Here is a 17471-nt window from a genome sequence, read left to right as displayed (position 1 = left end):
AAAGCTCCTTAATTATCTCCTAAAATTAAATCAGTTAGTTCTAAAGGAGAAATATATTCACCATTCTTATAGGCTCTCATATTTCCGCCAGAAATTTCATCTATTAATACTAATTCATTTTTTTTATCAAATCCAAATTCTAATTTAATATCATATAAATCTATATCTTTTTCTTTAAGAATTTTTCTAATTATTTTTGAAATTTTAATAGTTTCTTCTATTAAGTAATCATATTGTTCACTTGTTAATATTCCGAATATTTTGAGAGCTTCTTTATTAATAGTTGGATCTTTAGCGTTATCATCTTTAATTGTGATTTCAGTAAAAGCGTCTAAATCAGAACCTTCTTCTATGTATTTATTATATCGTCTATAAAAAGAACCAACAGCCTTAAATCTGCATATGAATTCTAATCCTTTACCTAAAGAGGAAGCTTTAACGACTTCCATAGTATTATTTTCTATATCTGATGAGATATAATGAGTTTTAATACCCTCACTGATTAACTCTTCAAAGAAATATTTAGTTAATGAAAGACCGGCTTTTCCTGAACCTTCTATTGAAAGTCCGACTTGATTTTCGCCTGGATCAAATACACCATCTTTACCGGTAACATCATCTTTGAATTTCAAGAGTATATTTCCATTTTCTAATTCATACACATCTTTTGTTTTTCCCTTGTATACAAGTTTCATAAAGAATCTCCTTAAAATAAATACAATTATATAAATGCAATTTAGATATACATAATATTCAAATATTATAAAATATCACAATAAAATATTATATCAATGAGGAATTATTTACAATAGTAAGAGAAAATTTTTGATTTAAATATAACGATTTTCCTTCTAGAAACTATAAAATACACATAAATAGTGGTATAATTTTATCAAAGGACGTATAAATAGGAGGACTTTATGATAATTGTGGCGGTACTATTATATTTATCAAGTATATTTTTATTATTGTATGAATCACAATATAATTCGTCATTCTTTTTAAGTAGATCAGATATTTGTATTTTTTTTATGATTGTTAATTTTATTTTAGCTTCAATAATTGTATATCATGTAATAGCTAAGAAATATAATATAAAATTTTTCACTAAATTAAAGAAATTTATATTAAATGAAGAGTGATTAAGTATCTAAAAAGGTCATATATAACAGCGATAATTTGTTTATATGACTTATTTTATTTTTAAAATAAATATTAAATTGAAATAAAATTATTGTTTAGCTATACTTAATCTATGGAATTAAATACTAATTTATTATTTAATTAAGGAGTTATGATGAAAAAAGTTGCAGTTATTATGGGGTCATCTTCAGATTATGAAACAATGAAAGAGACCTGTAAATTACTTGATGAATTTTCTATACCTTATGATAAAAAAGTAGTGAGCGCACATAGGACGCCTCAACTTCTTTTTGATTTCTCTAAAAATGCTAAGAAAAATGGATACTCAATAATTATTGCAGCAGCTGGTGGAGCTGCTCATTTGCCAGGAATGGTAGCATCAAATACTACATTACCTGTTATTGGAGTACCTATAAAATCAAGCACATTAAATGGTGTAGATTCCTTACTGTCAATCGTTCAAATGCCATATGGTGTACCAGTTATGACAATGGCTATTGGTGTAGCTGGAGCTAAAAATGCAGCAGTTACGGCACTATCTATTCTGGCAATTGATGATAGTGAATATGAAAAAAAATATACTGATTTTAAGAATGAACTAGAACGTATAGTAAAGGAAGATATGCAGATATGATAAATACTATTTTACCTAAAAGCACTATTGGAATTATCGGTGGTGGTCAACTTGGAAGAATGCTTGCAATGTCCGCAAAAGAAATGGGATATAAAATTGCAATGCTTGATCCGAGCGAAGACTGCTGTGGAAGACACTTTGCCGATATTTTTATAAATAGTGCTTTTAATGATTTAAAAAACTTAGAAGAACTTTGTAAATTAAGTGATGTAATTACATTTGAATTTGAAAATATAGATGTAAAAGCATTAAAAATTTTAGAAAAAAAATACAATTTTGTACAATCAGCAAAATCATTAGAAATTACACAAAATAGACTTTCAGAAAAAGAATTTGCAAGATCATTAGACATTCCAACGGTTAATTATTATAAATGGAATGATGAAAATATAGTTCTTAAAGATAAATATTTAATGAAAACTCTAACTCTTGGTTACGATGGAAAAGGTCAAAAGATTATTGAATCTAATGATGAAATAGAAGAAAACACAATTATTGAAGAATTACTTGATTTAGATAAGGAAATTTCAGTAGTTGCAGTAAAAGATAGAGAGAGCATAGAAATAGTTGCAGTCGTTGAAAATGAGCATAGAAATAATATACTTTTTAGATCTAATATACCTGCAAATATAACTGAAGAAATTGAAGAAGAAGCTATTAAATATACAAAGAGAATACTTGATAATTTTGATTATTATGGAGTAATGACTGTTGAATACTTTTTAAGTAACAATAAATTAATTTTTAATGAGATTGCACCAAGAGTTCACAACTCAGGTCATATTACGCAACAGTCAGCAAACAAATCACAATTTAGAGCCCATATTGAAGCTATATGTGGTCTTACGGTCGGTAAAATATATAACAAAGAGACAACTATGTATAATATCCTAGGACAAAATGAAGATTATTTCATCGATTTAATTCAAAGAAAAAAAGGATATTTACATTTGTATGAAAAGGAAGCAAGACACAACAGAAAAATAGGTCACATGAATTTTGAAGGCACTGTATATTTGGAGGACATAATTGACTAAAAGAATCTTTGTAAAAAAACGTCATGAATATAGTAAAGAAGCACAGAATTTAAAAACAACTCTTAATAAAGAATTTAATGTTGAATTATTAAGTCTTGACGAATATGTTATCTATGACATATTCAATATAGAAGAAGAACTCTTTGAAATATCCAAAGAAAGAATATTCTCAGAGACAATGATTGATGAAGTGTTTGAAAGTGTTGAATTAAAAGAAAATCAATACATTGCTTATGAAACTCTTCCTGCACAATATGATCAAAGAGCGGATTCTGCTATGCAAGCATTAAGATTAATTGATAATAAAACAGAAGCTTTTGTAAGATCAGGTAAATTAGTAGTATTTGATAAAAAGCTTAGTGATGAAAAATTACAAGAATTAAAAGAATTCTTTATAAATCCAATAGAATCTCATGAAAAAGATTTAGATATTTTAGATTTTAATATAAATTCTGAAGTAAAACCAATGAAAAATTTAGAAGGATTTATAGAATATACAGAAAATCAGCTACTTGAATTAAAGGATGAGCTTTCATTAGCTTTAGAAATAGATGATTTATTATTTATTCAAGAATATTTTAAAAAAGAAAATAGAAATCCTTCAGAAACAGAAATTTATGTATTAGATGTATTTTGGTCAGATCATTGTAGACATACGACGTTTGAAACGAGCCTTAAAGAAATTAAAATCGAGTCCAAGTTATTCAATAAAGAAATGCAAGAAGCTTTTGATTTTTATTTAGGACTTCGTGATGAATTACATATAGAAAAACCAATTAGATTGATGGATATGGCATCTATTATTGGAAAATATCACACTAAGATATTGGGCGATGAAAATATTGAAACAAGTGAAGAAATAAATGCATGTTCATTTTTCACTGAAATAGAAAACAATGGCGAAAAAGAAAAATGGTTAATTCAATTTAAAAATGAAACTCATAATCATCCATCAGAAATTGAACCTTTTGGTGGTGCTTCAACATGTATTGGTGGAGCAATAAGAGATCCACTTTCAGGTAGATCATATGTATATCAAGCCATGAGAGTTTCTGGATCTGGAAATATTTTACAAAAAAGAGAAGATACATTACAAAATAGATTACCGCAAGTAGATATATCTAAAGGAAAAGCTCACGGAAATAGTTCTTATGGTAATCAAATAGGCCTTGCAACTACATATGTAAAAGAAATATATGACGATTCATATATTGCTAAAACTATGGAAGTGGGAGCTGTAGTAGGAGCTGTTAAAGCAGATAATTATAAGAGAGAAAGTTTGAAACCAGGCGATATCGTAGTGATGATTGGTGGAAAAACTGGTCGAGATGGTATTCAGGGGGCATCTGGATCATCAGTGGAACATAATGATGATTCATTAGTAACTGCATCAAGTCAGGTTCAAAAAGGTAATCCTGTAGAAGAAAGAAAAATTCAAAGACTATTTAGAAAACCGGAAGTTACTAAATTAATTAAAAAATGTAATGACTTTGGAGCTGGTGGAGTATCTGTTGCAATTGGAGAGCTTTCAGAAGGAATTGAAATTTATTTAGATAGAGTTAAAACTAAATATAAAGGATTAAATCCTACAGAAATAGCAATCAGTGAATCACAAGAAAGAATGGCTGTTGGAATAGCAAAAGAAGATTATGATGCATTTGTAAAAGAATGTGAAAAAGAGAATTTGGAATATGTACATGCAGCGACTATTACGGACAAGAATAGACTTCAAATGTATTATAATGGCGAAAAAGTTGTAGATTTCAAAGCTGAGTTTTTAGAAACTGCAGGTATCAGAAAAGAAGCAAATGCAACACTTATAGATAATAATGAAATAAATCCATTTGAAGATAAAGAAGTTTCAAAAGAAGCTATTTTAGAAGAACTTGCCGATTTGAATATTGCAAATCAAAAAGGAATGGTTTCTATGTTCGATTCAACTGTTGGAGCAATGACAGTTATGATGCCATATGCTGGAAAGACAAGACTTACACCAGTTCAAGCATCTGTTGCAGCGATTCCTACGCTTTATTCAACTCCGGATACAGCAACAGCATTGACATATGGATTTATTCCAAAAATTTCAAAATATTCACCATTTTTATCAAGTATATATTCTGTGCTTATATCAGTGGCTAAAATATATGCAATAGGTGGAGATAAAGAAAATCTATATTTCTCATTCCAAGAATATTTTGAAAAATTAGGAAATGATGAAAAGAAATGGGGTAAAGTAACTCAATCATTATTAGGTTCAATACTTGCTCAAAAAGTTTTTGGAAGACCTTCAATTGGTGGTAAAGATTCTATGTCAGGTACATTTAATGAATTAAATGTTGTTGAAACATTAATATCATTTGCTTGTGCACCAGTTAAAATAAAAAATGTAATTACACCAGAATTAAAAGAAATTGATAATAAACTATATATTTTAGATTTAGAAAAGTCAGAAAATTCATATCCTAATTTAGATAAATATATTAAAGATTTAGAATTGCTAAACGATTATATTTTAAATAAAAAAGTAGTTTCTGCATATGTATTGGAGCATGAATCGATAGCTTCAGGATTATTGAAAATGGGACTTGGTAATGAATTAGGTATGGATATTGAATTTGAAAATATTCTTAATTTTAGACCTGGTTCAATATTGATAGAAGCAAATGAAGATCTAGATTTTGAATATTTAGGTAAGGTTAGTGAAAATATTAGTATAAATGGAATTGAACTAACAAAAGAAGAAGTTCTTTCTTCATATATGAATACATTAGAGGACATTTATCCAACATACTATAATTTGGATAAAGGAAATGTAGAAAATATAACTGTACAAAAAACTGATAATAAATATTATAAAGAAATTGTAGAAGATGTAAATGTGGTAATTCCAGTATTTCCAGGTACTAATTCAGAGTATGATACACAAAAAGCATTTGAAGAAGCTGGAGCTTGTGTAAGTCAAGTTGTATTTACAAATACAAAAGATGATGATATTGAAAATTCAATTGACGAATTTGTAAAACAAATTGAAAAATCACATATTATCGCATTCCCAGGAGGGTTCTCAGCAGGAGATGAACCAGATGGATCAGCGAAATTTATTGTAAATATAATTAAAAATGAAAAAGTAAAAAATGCAATTCATAAACATTTAGAAGATAAGAAATTAATACTAGGTATTTGTAATGGATTCCAAGCACTTATAAAATCTGGATTAATCCCATATGGAGAAATTAGAGATTTAGATAAGGATGATTTAACATTATTTAGAAATGAAGGATTTAGACATATTTCCGATACTGCAATTACAAGAGTTGCAAACACCACATCTCCTTGGACACAAAATTTTGAAGTAAATAAATTGCATGAAGTAGTTCTAAGTCATGGAGAAGGTAGACTTGTAGGAAATAATATTGAAAAATTCAAACATTTAGCTGCATTCCAATATGTAGATAATGATGGAAATGCTACCTTAAATGGTAAATATAATCCAAATGGTTCATTATATGCTATAGAGGGCATGATAAGTGAAGATGGATTAATTTTAGGCAAGATGGGACATAGTGAAAGATCTGGCGAAAACCTATATATTACACAAAGTATTAAGGAAAGACAAGATATATTCGCAAATGGTGTGAACTACTTTACAAGGGGAAATTAATAGATGTTTGGTATTTGGAATAATAAAGATGCAGCAAATTTAACTTATTTTGCACTTCATAGTATGCAACACAGAGGTCAAGAAGGTGCAGGAATTGTGTCAGGTGATGATAAGAAACTAAAGGGATACAGAAATATTGGGCTATTAACTCAAGTTTTTAATGACAAAAATATACTTGCCAATTTGACAGGAGACAATGCTTTTGGATCGGTCTGGTATTCTAGTGGACAAACTAAGACTACTCAAAATATTGAGCCTCTATTGTTTAAATTTTATGATGAACATATTGGTATTACAATGTCAGGAAATTTGATAAATAACCTAAGTCTTAGAAAATCATTAGAAGAAGATGGAGCTGTTTTTCATTCTGCATCAGACGCAGAGTTAATTATTCATCTTTTAAGAAGAAGTAAAAAGAAAACTTTTGAAGAGAAACTAATAGATTCAGTATCAAAATTAAAAGGAGCGTTTTCTATAGTGGTTTTAACCCAAAATGCAATGTATGGTCTTGTTGACAAAAATTCTTTTAGACCTTTGGTTTTAGGAAAATTAGAAAATTCTATTGTAATAGCATCTGAAACATGTGCATTCAATGTGTTAGGAGCTGAGTTTATAGATAATATCGAGGCTGGAGAACTTGTTAAGATTGATAATAATGGATATGAAGTAAAATCATATACTAAGCCAGGTAAGATAACTGTTGAATCCATGGAGTTTATCTATTTTGCAAGACCAGACTCTACAATTTTAGGAAGAAATGTTCATATGGTAAGAAAAAAAACTGGGAATATTTTAGCAAAAGAAAGTCCTGTAGATGCAGATATAGTTGTCGGAGTCCCGAATTCATCACTTTCATTAGCGTCAGGATATGCTGAAGAAATAGGTCTTCCATATGAAATGGGTCTAATTAAAAATCAATATATTGGTCGTACATTTATTAACCCTGTTCAAAATATGAGAGAATTAGCAGTCAAGATGAAACTTTCTGCTTTATCAGATGTAGTAAAAGATAAGAGAGTTGTTTTACTTGATGACTCGATTGTTAGAGGAACTACTTGTTTTAGAATTGTTAAGATGTTAAAAAATGCTGGAGCAAAAGAAGTTCATGTGAGAATAGGATCACCATTGATTATGTTTCCGAGTTTTTCAGGAATTGATATGAAAACATCTAAGGAAATTAGAGGAGCAAATAAAACCAAGGATGAAATTTGCGAGGAAATTGGTGCTGATTCTTTAGATTTCTTATCAATAGAAGGACTTAAAGAATCAATCGGACTCAATATTGACAATGACCAGTCTGGAATATCACTGGATATATTCAATGCATCATATGTCGATGGTTTAGGAGATAATGAAGAGAAATTTAATCAGGAATTAACTAATATACAGAAAGAATTTTTAAAAAAACAAAGGGGTTAATTATGAGCAGTAAATATCAAGAATCGGGTGTAAGTCTTGAAAAAGGCTATGAATCTGTTGAAAAAATAAAAAAACATGTTGAAAAAACTAGAAATAAAGGCATGATGTCTATGATTGGAAGTTTTGGTGGAGCATTTGATTTATCTGCTTATGACTTTAAAAATCCAGTTTTAGTAAGTGGTACAGACGGGGTAGGAACTAAATTAAAATTAGCATTTGAGTTAAATAAACATGACACCATCGGCATAGATGTTGTTGCAATGTGTGTAAATGATGTACTTGCTCAAGGAGCAATACCTCTATTTTTCCTTGATTATCTTGCAGTCGGTAAAAATAACCCAGATCAAATAGAACAAATTGTAAAAGGCGTTGCAGATGGATGTATACAATCCGATATGGCATTGATAGGTGGAGAAACAGCAGAGATGCCAGGATTTTATAAAGAAGGAGAATATGATATCGCTGGTTTTTGTGTAGGTGCTCAAGAAAAAGATTTATTGGTATCCTCTGAAAATACTGAATCTGGACAAATTGTAATAGGTGTAAAATCTTCAGGATTCCACTCAAATGGATTTTCCCTTATAAGAAAAATTATTGCAGATAATAATATTAATTTAAATGAAAAATTTGAAGATTCAACAGTTGGAGAAGCTTTATTAACTCCTACAAAAATTTATGTAAAAGATATTTTACCATTAATGGAAAAAGTTAATCTTAAAGGTATTTCTCATATTACTGGTGGTGGTTTTTATGAAAATTTACCAAGATGTCTAAAATCCGGTCTTGGAATGAAAATAGATAAATCAGCATATGAAGTTCCTAAAATATTTAGATATATCCAAGAAAAAGGAAATATCAATGAAGATGAAATGTATCAAGTGTTCAATATGGGAGTTGGACTTGTAATAGTAGTAGATAAAAAAGATGTAAACACAGTGCTTGAAATGGTAAATGATAGTTTTATATTAGGTGAAGTTACAGATAAAGAAGGAATAGAAATCGTATGATAAATATAGCTATTTTCGCTTCAGGAACAGGATCAAATTTTGTAAATCTTGTTCAAAATGAAGAACTTAAAAACTATTGTAATATAAAATTATTAGTATGTGATAATCCAAAAGCAAAAGTAATAGAAAGTGCTAAAAATTTAAATATTGATACATTCGTATTTAATCCAAAAAATTTTAATTCAAAGATAGAATACGAAGATATAATACTTGATAAAGTAAAAGAAATGGATTATTTAGTCTTAGCGGGATATATGAGAATAATTTCTCCACATTTTCTAGAAAAATATACTGGTAAAATTATCAATATTCACCCTTCTTTATTACCTCTATATAAAGGAATAAACTCAATCGAAAGAGCTTATAACAATAGAGATGATGAAATAGGAGTTAGTATTCATTATGTAAATGAAAAAGTAGATGATGGGGAAATAATTGTACAAGATAAATTTATCGTTGATTACAGTGAAAATCTAAATGAAATAACAAATAGGGTTCATCAATTAGAACATAAATTGTATCCTAATACATTGATAAACGTTTTTAAGGAGCAAAAATGAAAAAGGCATTAATTAGTGTAAGTGACAAAACGAATATTGTAGAATTTGCTAAGGGACTTGTTGAAAATAATTATAAAATTATTTCTACTGGAGGAACCTTAAAATATCTAAGTGAGAATAATATTGATTGTATTAGCATAGATAGTTTTACAGGATTTCCTGAAATTTTAGATGGAAGAGTAAAAACATTAAATCCGAAAGTACATGGGGGACTTTTATCAAAAAGAGATGATGAAAATCATAAGAAACAAATTAAAGAAAATGATATAGAATACATAGATTTAGTTTGTGTAAATTTATATCCATTTGAAGAAACATTAAAAAAATCGAATGTTACTGATGAAGAAATTATAGAAAATATAGATATCGGTGGTCCTAGTATGTTAAGATCTGCTGCTAAAAACTTTAAGTTTGTAACAGTAGTTACCGATATAACTGATTATAATAAAGTCCTTGATGAAATCACAAAAAATGGAGATACAAGTTTAGAAACAAGAGCGTATTTAGCGGCTAAGGTATACAATAAAACTGCTTATTATGATTCAGTAATCGCTAAATATTTTAATCAAAAATATAATTTAAACCCTGAAAAATTAATATTAACATTTACAAAAGAAGATGAGCTTAGATATGGGGAAAACCCACATCAATCAGCAACTCACTATATCGATGATAATAACACGTCTTATGCTCTTCAAAATGCGGAACAATTGCATGGCAAGAAGATGTCATACAACAATATACAAGATGCAAGTGCAGCACTTGATATACTACAAGAATTTGATGAAACAGTATGTGTTGCATTGAAACATATGAATCCTTGTGGGGTATCACTTGGGAATACTGTGTATGATGCGTTTATGGGAGCATACAATGCTGATCCCGTATCTATATTTGGTGGAATTGTAGCGATAAATGGAAAAGTTGATATAGAAACAGCTAAAGAAATGCATAATATATTCTTAGAAATTATATTAGCTGAAGATTATGATGATGAAGCTTTAGAATTATTAAAATCTAAAAAGAATTTAAGAATATATAAAATTAATAAAAAAACTAACAACAATCCACAATTAATAAAATCAGTTAGAGGTGGAATTCTAGTTCAAGACTATGATGATGAAATTTTTGCTGAATTAGTTACAGTAACTAAAAAGCAAGTTAGTGAAGAAGAAATGAAAGATTTACTATTTGGATATAAAATAGTTAAACATGTGAAATCAAATGCTATAGTATTAGTTAAAAATGGACAAACTATAGGCGTAGGCGCTGGTCAGATGAATAGAGTTGGATCATGTCAAATAGCTTTAGAACAAGCTGGTGAAAAAGCAAAAGGTGCAGTTCTTGCATCAGATGCATTTTTCCCAATGAGAGATAGTGTTGATTTAGCTGCAAAACATGGTATTTGCTCAATTATTCAACCAGGTGGTTCAATTAAAGATCAAGAATCAATAGATGCATGTGATGAAAATAATATCTCAATGGTATTTACAAAAATGCGTCACTTTAAACATTAGTAAATTAAGGGAAAAATATGGCAAAGATATTAGTTGTAGGAAATGGTGGTAGAGAACACGCTATTGCAGAAAAATTTAATAATGAGAATCATGAAGTATTTATGCTAGGTCAAAATCCTGGTGTAAATAAATTTGGAAAATGTATAGATATTAAAGAGGAAGAAATATCTAAATTTTGTAAAGATAATAAAATTGATTTAGTATTTATAGGACCAGAAGCTTTTCTTGTAGATGGACTAGTAGATAAGCTTGAAGATAAAGGTATTAGAGTATTTGGACCAAGAAAAAATGCTGCAATTCTTGAGGGAAGTAAAGCTTTTTCAAAGGATTTTATGCAAAAATATAATATTCCTACAGCTGAATATGAAATATTTAATGATATAGAAAAAGCTTTAGAGTATTTAAAGAATTGTAAATTTCCAATAGTTATTAAAGCTGATGGAATAGCTGCTGGAAAAGGAGTAGTAATTCCAAAAAATTATAAAGAAGCAAAAAACAGCTTAGAAGAAATAATGCTTCATAAAAAATTTGATAATGCGGGTAATACTATAGTTATCGAAGAATTTTTAAAAGGAGAAGAATTTTCATTGATGGCTTTTGTATCAGGTGAAAAAGTTTATCCTATGAAAATTGCTCAAGACCACAAAAGAGCATTTGATGGAGATAAAGGTCTAAATACTGGCGGTATGGGAGTATATATGCCTATCAAAAATATATCAGATACTGATATAGAAGAAGCTATGGAAAAGATACTTATTCCTACTGCAAAAGCAATGCTGAATGAAGGTCGAGAATTCAAAGGTATATTATTTGCTGGACTAATGAAAACAAAATCAGGTATAAAAACTATTGAATACAATGTAAGATTTGGTGATCCTGAATCAGAGATTGTATTACAAAGTTTAAATACAAGTTTATACGATATTTCAAATGCAATTATAGATGGAAAAGATATTGAAATAGAGTGGAATAATAAAGCTAGAGTAGGAGTCGTAATAGCTTCAAAAGGCTATCCAGAAGATTATAAAAAAGGATACGAAATTAAAGGTTTAGAAAATCTTACTTCAAAAATCTATCATATGGGAACTATAGAAAAAGATGGCAAAATTTATACAAATGGTGGAAGATTATTGTTGATTTGTGAAGAAGATGATAACTTAGAAAATGCTATTTCTAAGGTTTACGAAAGCATACAAAAAATAGAATGCGATAATATTTTTTATAGAAAAGATATTGGACATTTTTCGCTAAAATAATAGGAGTACAAATGAAGACCGATTACGAAGTTTCTTTAGAAGCAAATAAACTTAAAATATCTGAAATTGCTTCAAAAATAGGTATAGATGAAGATAGTTTAATAAAATATGGTGATTATAAAGCAAAAATAAAAATTGACAAGTTTAATGATTTATCAAAGAATTTAATATTAGTTACTTCCATCAATCCTACATCAACAGGAGAAGGAAAATCAACAGTTACAGTTGGACTTTCAGATGGATTAAATTTAATTGGAAAAAAATCTGTAGTTGCACTTAGAGAACCTTCATTTGGACCAGTTTTAGGTAGAAAAGGTGGAGCTACTGGTGGTGGCTATGCACAAGTAATACCTATGGATGAAATCAACTTACATTTTAATGGGGATTTACATGCTATAACTTCAGCTCATAATGCAATTATGGCATTAATTAATAATCATATTTTTCAAGGTAATGAATTAGAATTTGAAAAAGTTCAATTTAATTATGTATTAGATATGAATGAAAGAGCTTTGAGAAATATCAAAATCAATTATGGTAAAAAAGATGAAAGAGAATCAGGCTTTGAAATAACAGTTGCAAGTGAAATTATGGCTATTCTATGTTTAGCAGAAAATCTTGATGATTTAAAAGAAAAAATATCAAATATTTTAATAGGATTTAATAAATCAAATCAACCGATTTATATTAAAGACTTAAAGATAGAAGGTGTGATTACAGCAATATTAAAAGATGCGATAAATCCAAATCTTGTACAAACGTTGGAAAATAATCCTGCAATTATACATGGTGGACCTTTTGCCAATATTGCTCATGGATGTAATTCAGTAATTGCAACAAAAACAGCTCTTAAATATGGTGATTATGTAGTTACAGAGGCAGGTTTTGGTGCAGATCTTGGAGCAGAAAAATTCTTAGATATAAAATGTAGAAAATCAGGATTGAGACCAAAAGCGACTGTAATAGTTGCAACTATCAAAGCTTTAAAACTTCATGGTGGAGTTTTGGGAGAAAATTTAAAATCTGAAAATTTAGAAGCTTTAAAAATGGGAATTAAAAATCTCGAAAAACATATTGAAAATATGAAAAAATATAATTTACCAGTTATAGTTGCATTAAATAAATTTACTTCCGATACAGATAATGAAATTTTATTAATGGAAGAATGGGCAAAAGAAATAGGAGTAGAGTTTTCACTTACTGAAGTTTGGGAAAAAGGTGGAAATGGAGCTATAGATTTAGCAAATAAATTAGTTAAAATAGTTGAAAATAATAATCAAGAACTAAAATTTATTTACGAAGATGAAGATACCATAGAAGATAAAATTAATATAGTTGCAAAAGAAATTTATGGAGCCAAGGGAGTTAAATTTTCAGTGAAAGCTAAAGAAAAATTATCTTTAATAGAGTCACTAGGATTTAATAATTTACCTATATGTATAGCTAAGACTCCAAATTCACTTTCAGATAATCCTAAATTAATAGGAAGACCTATTGATTTTGAAATCACAGTTACAGATTTAAATATTAGATCCGGAGCTGGATTTATAGTAGTTTATTTAAATAAAGTTTTAACCATGCCAGGATTACCTAAAATACCGAATGCATTGGCAATAGATGTAGATGAAAAAGGGAATATAGTGAATTTGTATTAGCACATAAAATGTATAATTTATCAAAAATAAGGATTGATATGAAAATAAAAATATATTATAATAAAAAAAAGAAAACGTATTCATAATATTAGATAGGTGATAATTATATAAATATAGGAGATAGATAAACTAAATATAAATTAGTTTATTAAAAATTATGAAGTTTAATAAAAGAGTTTATTCATTGATTTTCATAGCTAATTTAGCTTTTTTAATGGGATTTAATTATTTAATTGGTAATTCGTTTTATAATAACAAATATAATATGCCTAAAGATTATTTAGAATTTGAAAAAGTGAATGATTCAGACTTTAATCTAGATGAGCTTAAAAATTATAAGGATATTAATATAATTGCAGAAACAAATGATGAAACTATTATTGGTTTATATAATCCAGATAATAACTATTATATTAATTCTTCTAAAATTCTTAATGCAGATATATTTAGATATTTTTCAAATGATGACTATATACAAAATAAAAATGTAAGTATATATATTGGTTCTATAAGGGATCTTATGCAAAAATCTGAAATAGATTTTACTCCCTTGGAAAATAGATTTAATACAGAAATTATAAATTACTTTGATTATGATGCCTCTATTTATGAGAATGATATAATTTTAGTTAAAAATCTATTTTCAATTGATTCTAATGAAATCACTAAATTATATGTATTTAGTGAAAATGGAGATATTGATTCTTCTACAATTAATTTATTAAAATCAAATTTTAAATTGATAAAAAAAAGCAATTTGAAAATGTTAAAAGACGCGTTTAATATATTTTTATTTGGTAGATTGTATGAAAAAATCATTTCAACTAGTTTGATATCGATATTATTAATTCTATTTTTCAGCATAATAATATTTTCTAATTCAAAGAAAAAAGATGTATACATCAATAAAATTTATGGTGCTGATAGTTTAAGTTTCTTGATTAATTTTATAAGGATTAATGTATTTTATTTGTTTATAATATTTATAGCTTCAGATTTAGTGGTCTTACTATATTTAACATTTATTGCAACTAATTACTTAGTTTTATCTAATATGATATTTTTAAATATTATATTATTGATTTTAATATTTTTAATAACTGCTATAAAAACAATAATAATGTTTAAAGCAGTGGATGAAGAAGGAGCTAAATATGTTTTATAGACTTTTTCATTATGGTATTAGAGATATTTTTAGGAATTTTAAAAGAATAGTATTATTTAATATTATTATTTTATTTATATCTATTCCTATATTAAGTTCAATTGATTCAGTTATATTTGGCATTAATAATGAAATACAAAATAAATCTGATAAAGATATTGTGTTAGAACTTGTACCTATTTCATTTGATGATATAAACAAGGAATTAAAAAGTAATTTATTTGATTATTTTGGAAAATATAATTACACATTTTTCATTAGTAGGTATTTTTCAGAAAAGTATCAACAAAAAATAAGCATATTTGATAATAGATCGGATAGTAAATATAACAAAGCCTATTTGTTTGCAGGATATCCTATTGATGATATTTCTCTTAAGAGTATAAATAATAAATTTATCAATGAAAAGATTTCAAAGATTACAACAATACCTGAGAAAGATATATCTTCAGCTTACTATATTTATGAAATTATAAATAAGGATGAATTAATAAAATCTTATGATAGTCTTGATAAATCGGAGATATTAAATATTTTAGATACCGTTGGTACATCAGATAAAGATAGTCTTTTAATATTACAAAATATATTTGATAATTCCTTTGCGAATCTAAAAATTATTGAAAGTAAAGAAGTCGATGAAATAGGCTTTATATTTAAGTATATATTTGTATTTAATGGATTAAATATCATACTTCTAAATTATGCTCTATACTATTTCTATCATGAATTATTTACAAAATTAAGAAAAGAATACTTAATTCATTATATACATGGCGCAACTATTAAAGATATTTTTTATAGAACAGCATTACTAAATACGATTATTATATTGAATAATTTTATTATATTAAATGTATTAAATGGTTTTAATATTAATCCAAGGTTTTATATTATATTAGCAATGTCATTTGGATATATAATAATATTTTTTGTAAATAATTTGCTGTTTTTAAGAAAAATAAAAAGTTCAATTTTGTATTGAGGTAAAAATGATTAAAATAGATATATTAAAAAAATCATACAAAAATGTTAATGAAACTATAATTCTTGAAAATACGTATATTGAAATAAATAAAGGTGATAAGGTTCTTATTCAAGGGGAAAATGGTTCAGGTAAAACTACCACTCTTAAAATCATAGGTATGTTAGATAATGAATATAATGGCAATTACTATTATAATGATGAAAATATTAAAAGTTTTAGTTCAAAAAAATTAGGACTTTTAAGAAATGAAACATTTGGTTTTGTATTTCAAGATTATCTTCTATTAGATGATGAAACTGTAAAATATAATATAACAATCCCTTTAATGTATTCTAAGAAATATAATAGTAAAGAAAAGAAAAATAGATTTAATGAAATTTGTAATGAATTTGATTTACATGAATTATTGGGCAAAAAGGTAAAATATTTATCTGGTGGAGAAAAGCAAAAAGTTGCAATAAGCAGAGCCTTAATAAACAATCCAGAGGTGCTAATACTTGATGAACCAACAGCTGCTCTTCATACACATCTTAAGAGTAATTTTTACAATTATATATTTAATAAAATTCCAAAGGATACGACTATAATATTAGTAAGCCATGATACAAATTTCTTTAACTTAGAAGAATTTAAGATATTTAGAATAGAAAATAGAGAATTGATATAACAAAAATATATAATTTATCAATAATAAAAATTTATATAAAAAATAAGAATATGTTATAACGAAGAAAACGTATTCATGATATTTAGATAAGTTATAATTATATAAACATAGGAGATAGATATGAAAAATATTTTAATTAATATTTAGTTCGATATTTATTCTCCTATTTTTTGTTTCAATGATAGTTACTAATACTGATAAAGAAATTTTTATAAATTTTTTAGATTTGCAAAGTATTTTAAACAATATATATGATTAATAAATAAAAAAAATATTGAAAACGTAATCAAATAAATATATAATAAATAATATAAGGAATATATTGAATTGATATATATTTTAAAAATAAAATTTATAAGTTTAGCATAGATAATAAATTATATTTGTATTTAAATTAGTTATTACTGAACCTAAAACAATAATAGTATTAAGACCAGCTATCAAATGTCAAGAGAAAATAAAAAATAATTTATCTTGAAATTTATGGCACGTCAAACAAGCCTAAAAATTTAGGCTTAGAAAAATTTAATAACAATTAAATATTAGGTATGTAAGCTTTGTTATCTCTTAAAACAGCAAAAATTATGTTAGTAAGTTTTCTAGCAACTGCACCAATAGCTGTACCATGAGCCTTACCTCTTTGTCTAAGCTTTTGATAATACACAGACAAAGCAGGATCTTTAAAGGCGGCAACACTAGCAGCGAGCCAAATAGCACGTCTAAGATAAGGAGAACCACGTTTAGAAATCTTAGTATCAGTAG

General features: G+C 27.0%; 15 protein-coding genes. 13 read left to right on the top strand and 2 right to left on the bottom strand.

Going from position 1 to position 17471, the window contains the following annotated elements:
* Positions 1-8 precede the first annotated feature (8 nt).
* The gene (locus G534_RS0101370; RefSeq protein ID WP_027347528.1) at positions 9-695 is read right to left on the bottom strand and encodes a phosphoribosylaminoimidazolesuccinocarboxamide synthase; all 687 of its coding nucleotides are present in this window, start codon (positions 693-695) and stop codon (positions 9-11) included.
* A 225-nt stretch (positions 696-920) separates the two neighbouring features.
* On the opposite strand from G534_RS0101370, the gene G534_RS0101365 reads away from it, so the two are divergent.
* From G534_RS0101365 to G534_RS07605, 13 genes are all read left to right on the top strand, one after another.
* The gene (locus G534_RS0101365) at positions 921-1142 is read left to right on the top strand and encodes a hypothetical protein (protein ID WP_027347527.1); all 222 of its coding nucleotides are present in this window, start codon (positions 921-923) and stop codon (positions 1140-1142) included.
* Between the two features lie 155 nt (positions 1143-1297).
* Positions 1298-1777 carry a 5-(carboxyamino)imidazole ribonucleotide mutase gene (gene purE, locus G534_RS0101360; RefSeq protein WP_027347526.1) on the top strand — a complete coding sequence of 160 codons (480 nt, stop codon included), beginning with the start codon at positions 1298-1300 and terminating at the stop codon, positions 1775-1777.
* Entirely contained in the window at positions 1774-2814 is a 1041-nt protein-coding gene (locus G534_RS0101355; RefSeq protein WP_027347525.1) for a 5-(carboxyamino)imidazole ribonucleotide synthase, read from the top strand. Before purE ends, G534_RS0101355 begins: the two co-directional genes overlap by 4 nt.
* Positions 2807-6475 (top strand): phosphoribosylformylglycinamidine synthase, encoded by a 3669-nt coding sequence (locus tag G534_RS0101350; RefSeq protein ID WP_027347524.1) that lies wholly within the window; start codon positions 2807-2809, stop codon positions 6473-6475. Before G534_RS0101355 ends, G534_RS0101350 begins: the two co-directional genes overlap by 8 nt.
* Before the next feature lie 3 nt (positions 6476-6478).
* Positions 6479-7894 (top strand): amidophosphoribosyltransferase, encoded by a 1416-nt coding sequence (gene purF / locus G534_RS0101345; RefSeq protein ID WP_027347523.1) that lies wholly within the window; start codon positions 6479-6481, stop codon positions 7892-7894.
* Positions 7895-7896: 2 nt separating this feature from the next.
* Complete coding sequence (gene purM / locus G534_RS0101340; RefSeq protein WP_027347522.1) at positions 7897-8901, top strand: phosphoribosylformylglycinamidine cyclo-ligase; 1005 nt, start codon at positions 7897-7899, stop codon at positions 8899-8901.
* Positions 8898-9461 (top strand): phosphoribosylglycinamide formyltransferase, encoded by a 564-nt coding sequence (gene purN, locus G534_RS0101335; protein ID WP_027347521.1) that lies wholly within the window; start codon positions 8898-8900, stop codon positions 9459-9461. Before purM ends, purN begins: the two co-directional genes overlap by 4 nt.
* Complete coding sequence (gene purH / locus G534_RS0101330) at positions 9458-10978, top strand: bifunctional phosphoribosylaminoimidazolecarboxamide formyltransferase/IMP cyclohydrolase (RefSeq protein WP_027347520.1); 1521 nt, start codon at positions 9458-9460, stop codon at positions 10976-10978. The genes purN and purH overlap by 4 nt, the downstream gene beginning before the upstream one ends.
* A gap of 17 nt (positions 10979-10995) precedes the next feature.
* Positions 10996-12234 carry a phosphoribosylamine--glycine ligase gene (purD, locus tag G534_RS0101325; protein ID WP_027347519.1) on the top strand — a complete coding sequence of 413 codons (1239 nt, stop codon included), beginning with the start codon at positions 10996-10998 and terminating at the stop codon, positions 12232-12234.
* 11 nt (positions 12235-12245) lie between these two features.
* The gene (locus tag G534_RS0101320; RefSeq protein WP_027347518.1) at positions 12246-13889 is read left to right on the top strand and encodes a formate--tetrahydrofolate ligase; all 1644 of its coding nucleotides are present in this window, start codon (positions 12246-12248) and stop codon (positions 13887-13889) included.
* Between the two features lie 157 nt (positions 13890-14046).
* The gene (locus G534_RS0101315) at positions 14047-15054 is read left to right on the top strand and encodes a hypothetical protein (protein ID WP_156896559.1); all 1008 of its coding nucleotides are present in this window, start codon (positions 14047-14049) and stop codon (positions 15052-15054) included.
* On the top strand, positions 15044-16039 hold the full coding sequence (locus G534_RS0101310; RefSeq protein ID WP_027347516.1) for a hypothetical protein: 996 nt from the start codon (positions 15044-15046) through the stop codon (positions 16037-16039). Before G534_RS0101315 ends, G534_RS0101310 begins: the two co-directional genes overlap by 11 nt.
* 7 nt (positions 16040-16046) lie before the next feature.
* The gene (locus tag G534_RS07605; protein ID WP_051177369.1) at positions 16047-16709 is read left to right on the top strand and encodes an ATP-binding cassette domain-containing protein; all 663 of its coding nucleotides are present in this window, start codon (positions 16047-16049) and stop codon (positions 16707-16709) included.
* A gap of 535 nt (positions 16710-17244) precedes the next feature.
* On the opposite strand, the gene G534_RS0101300 is transcribed toward G534_RS07605, so the two are convergent.
* Positions 17245-17471, bottom strand: a 227-nt coding sequence (locus G534_RS0101300; protein WP_156896558.1) for a transposase, incomplete at its 5' end; no start/stop codon positions are given.

This window comes from Helcococcus sueciensis DSM 17243 (genome assembly GCF_000423145.1).
Lineage (GTDB): Bacteria > Bacillota > Clostridia > Tissierellales > Peptoniphilaceae > Helcococcus > Helcococcus sueciensis.
Note: the sequence above shows the minus strand (reverse complement) of the source record. Positions and strands in the feature narration are given on the sequence as shown.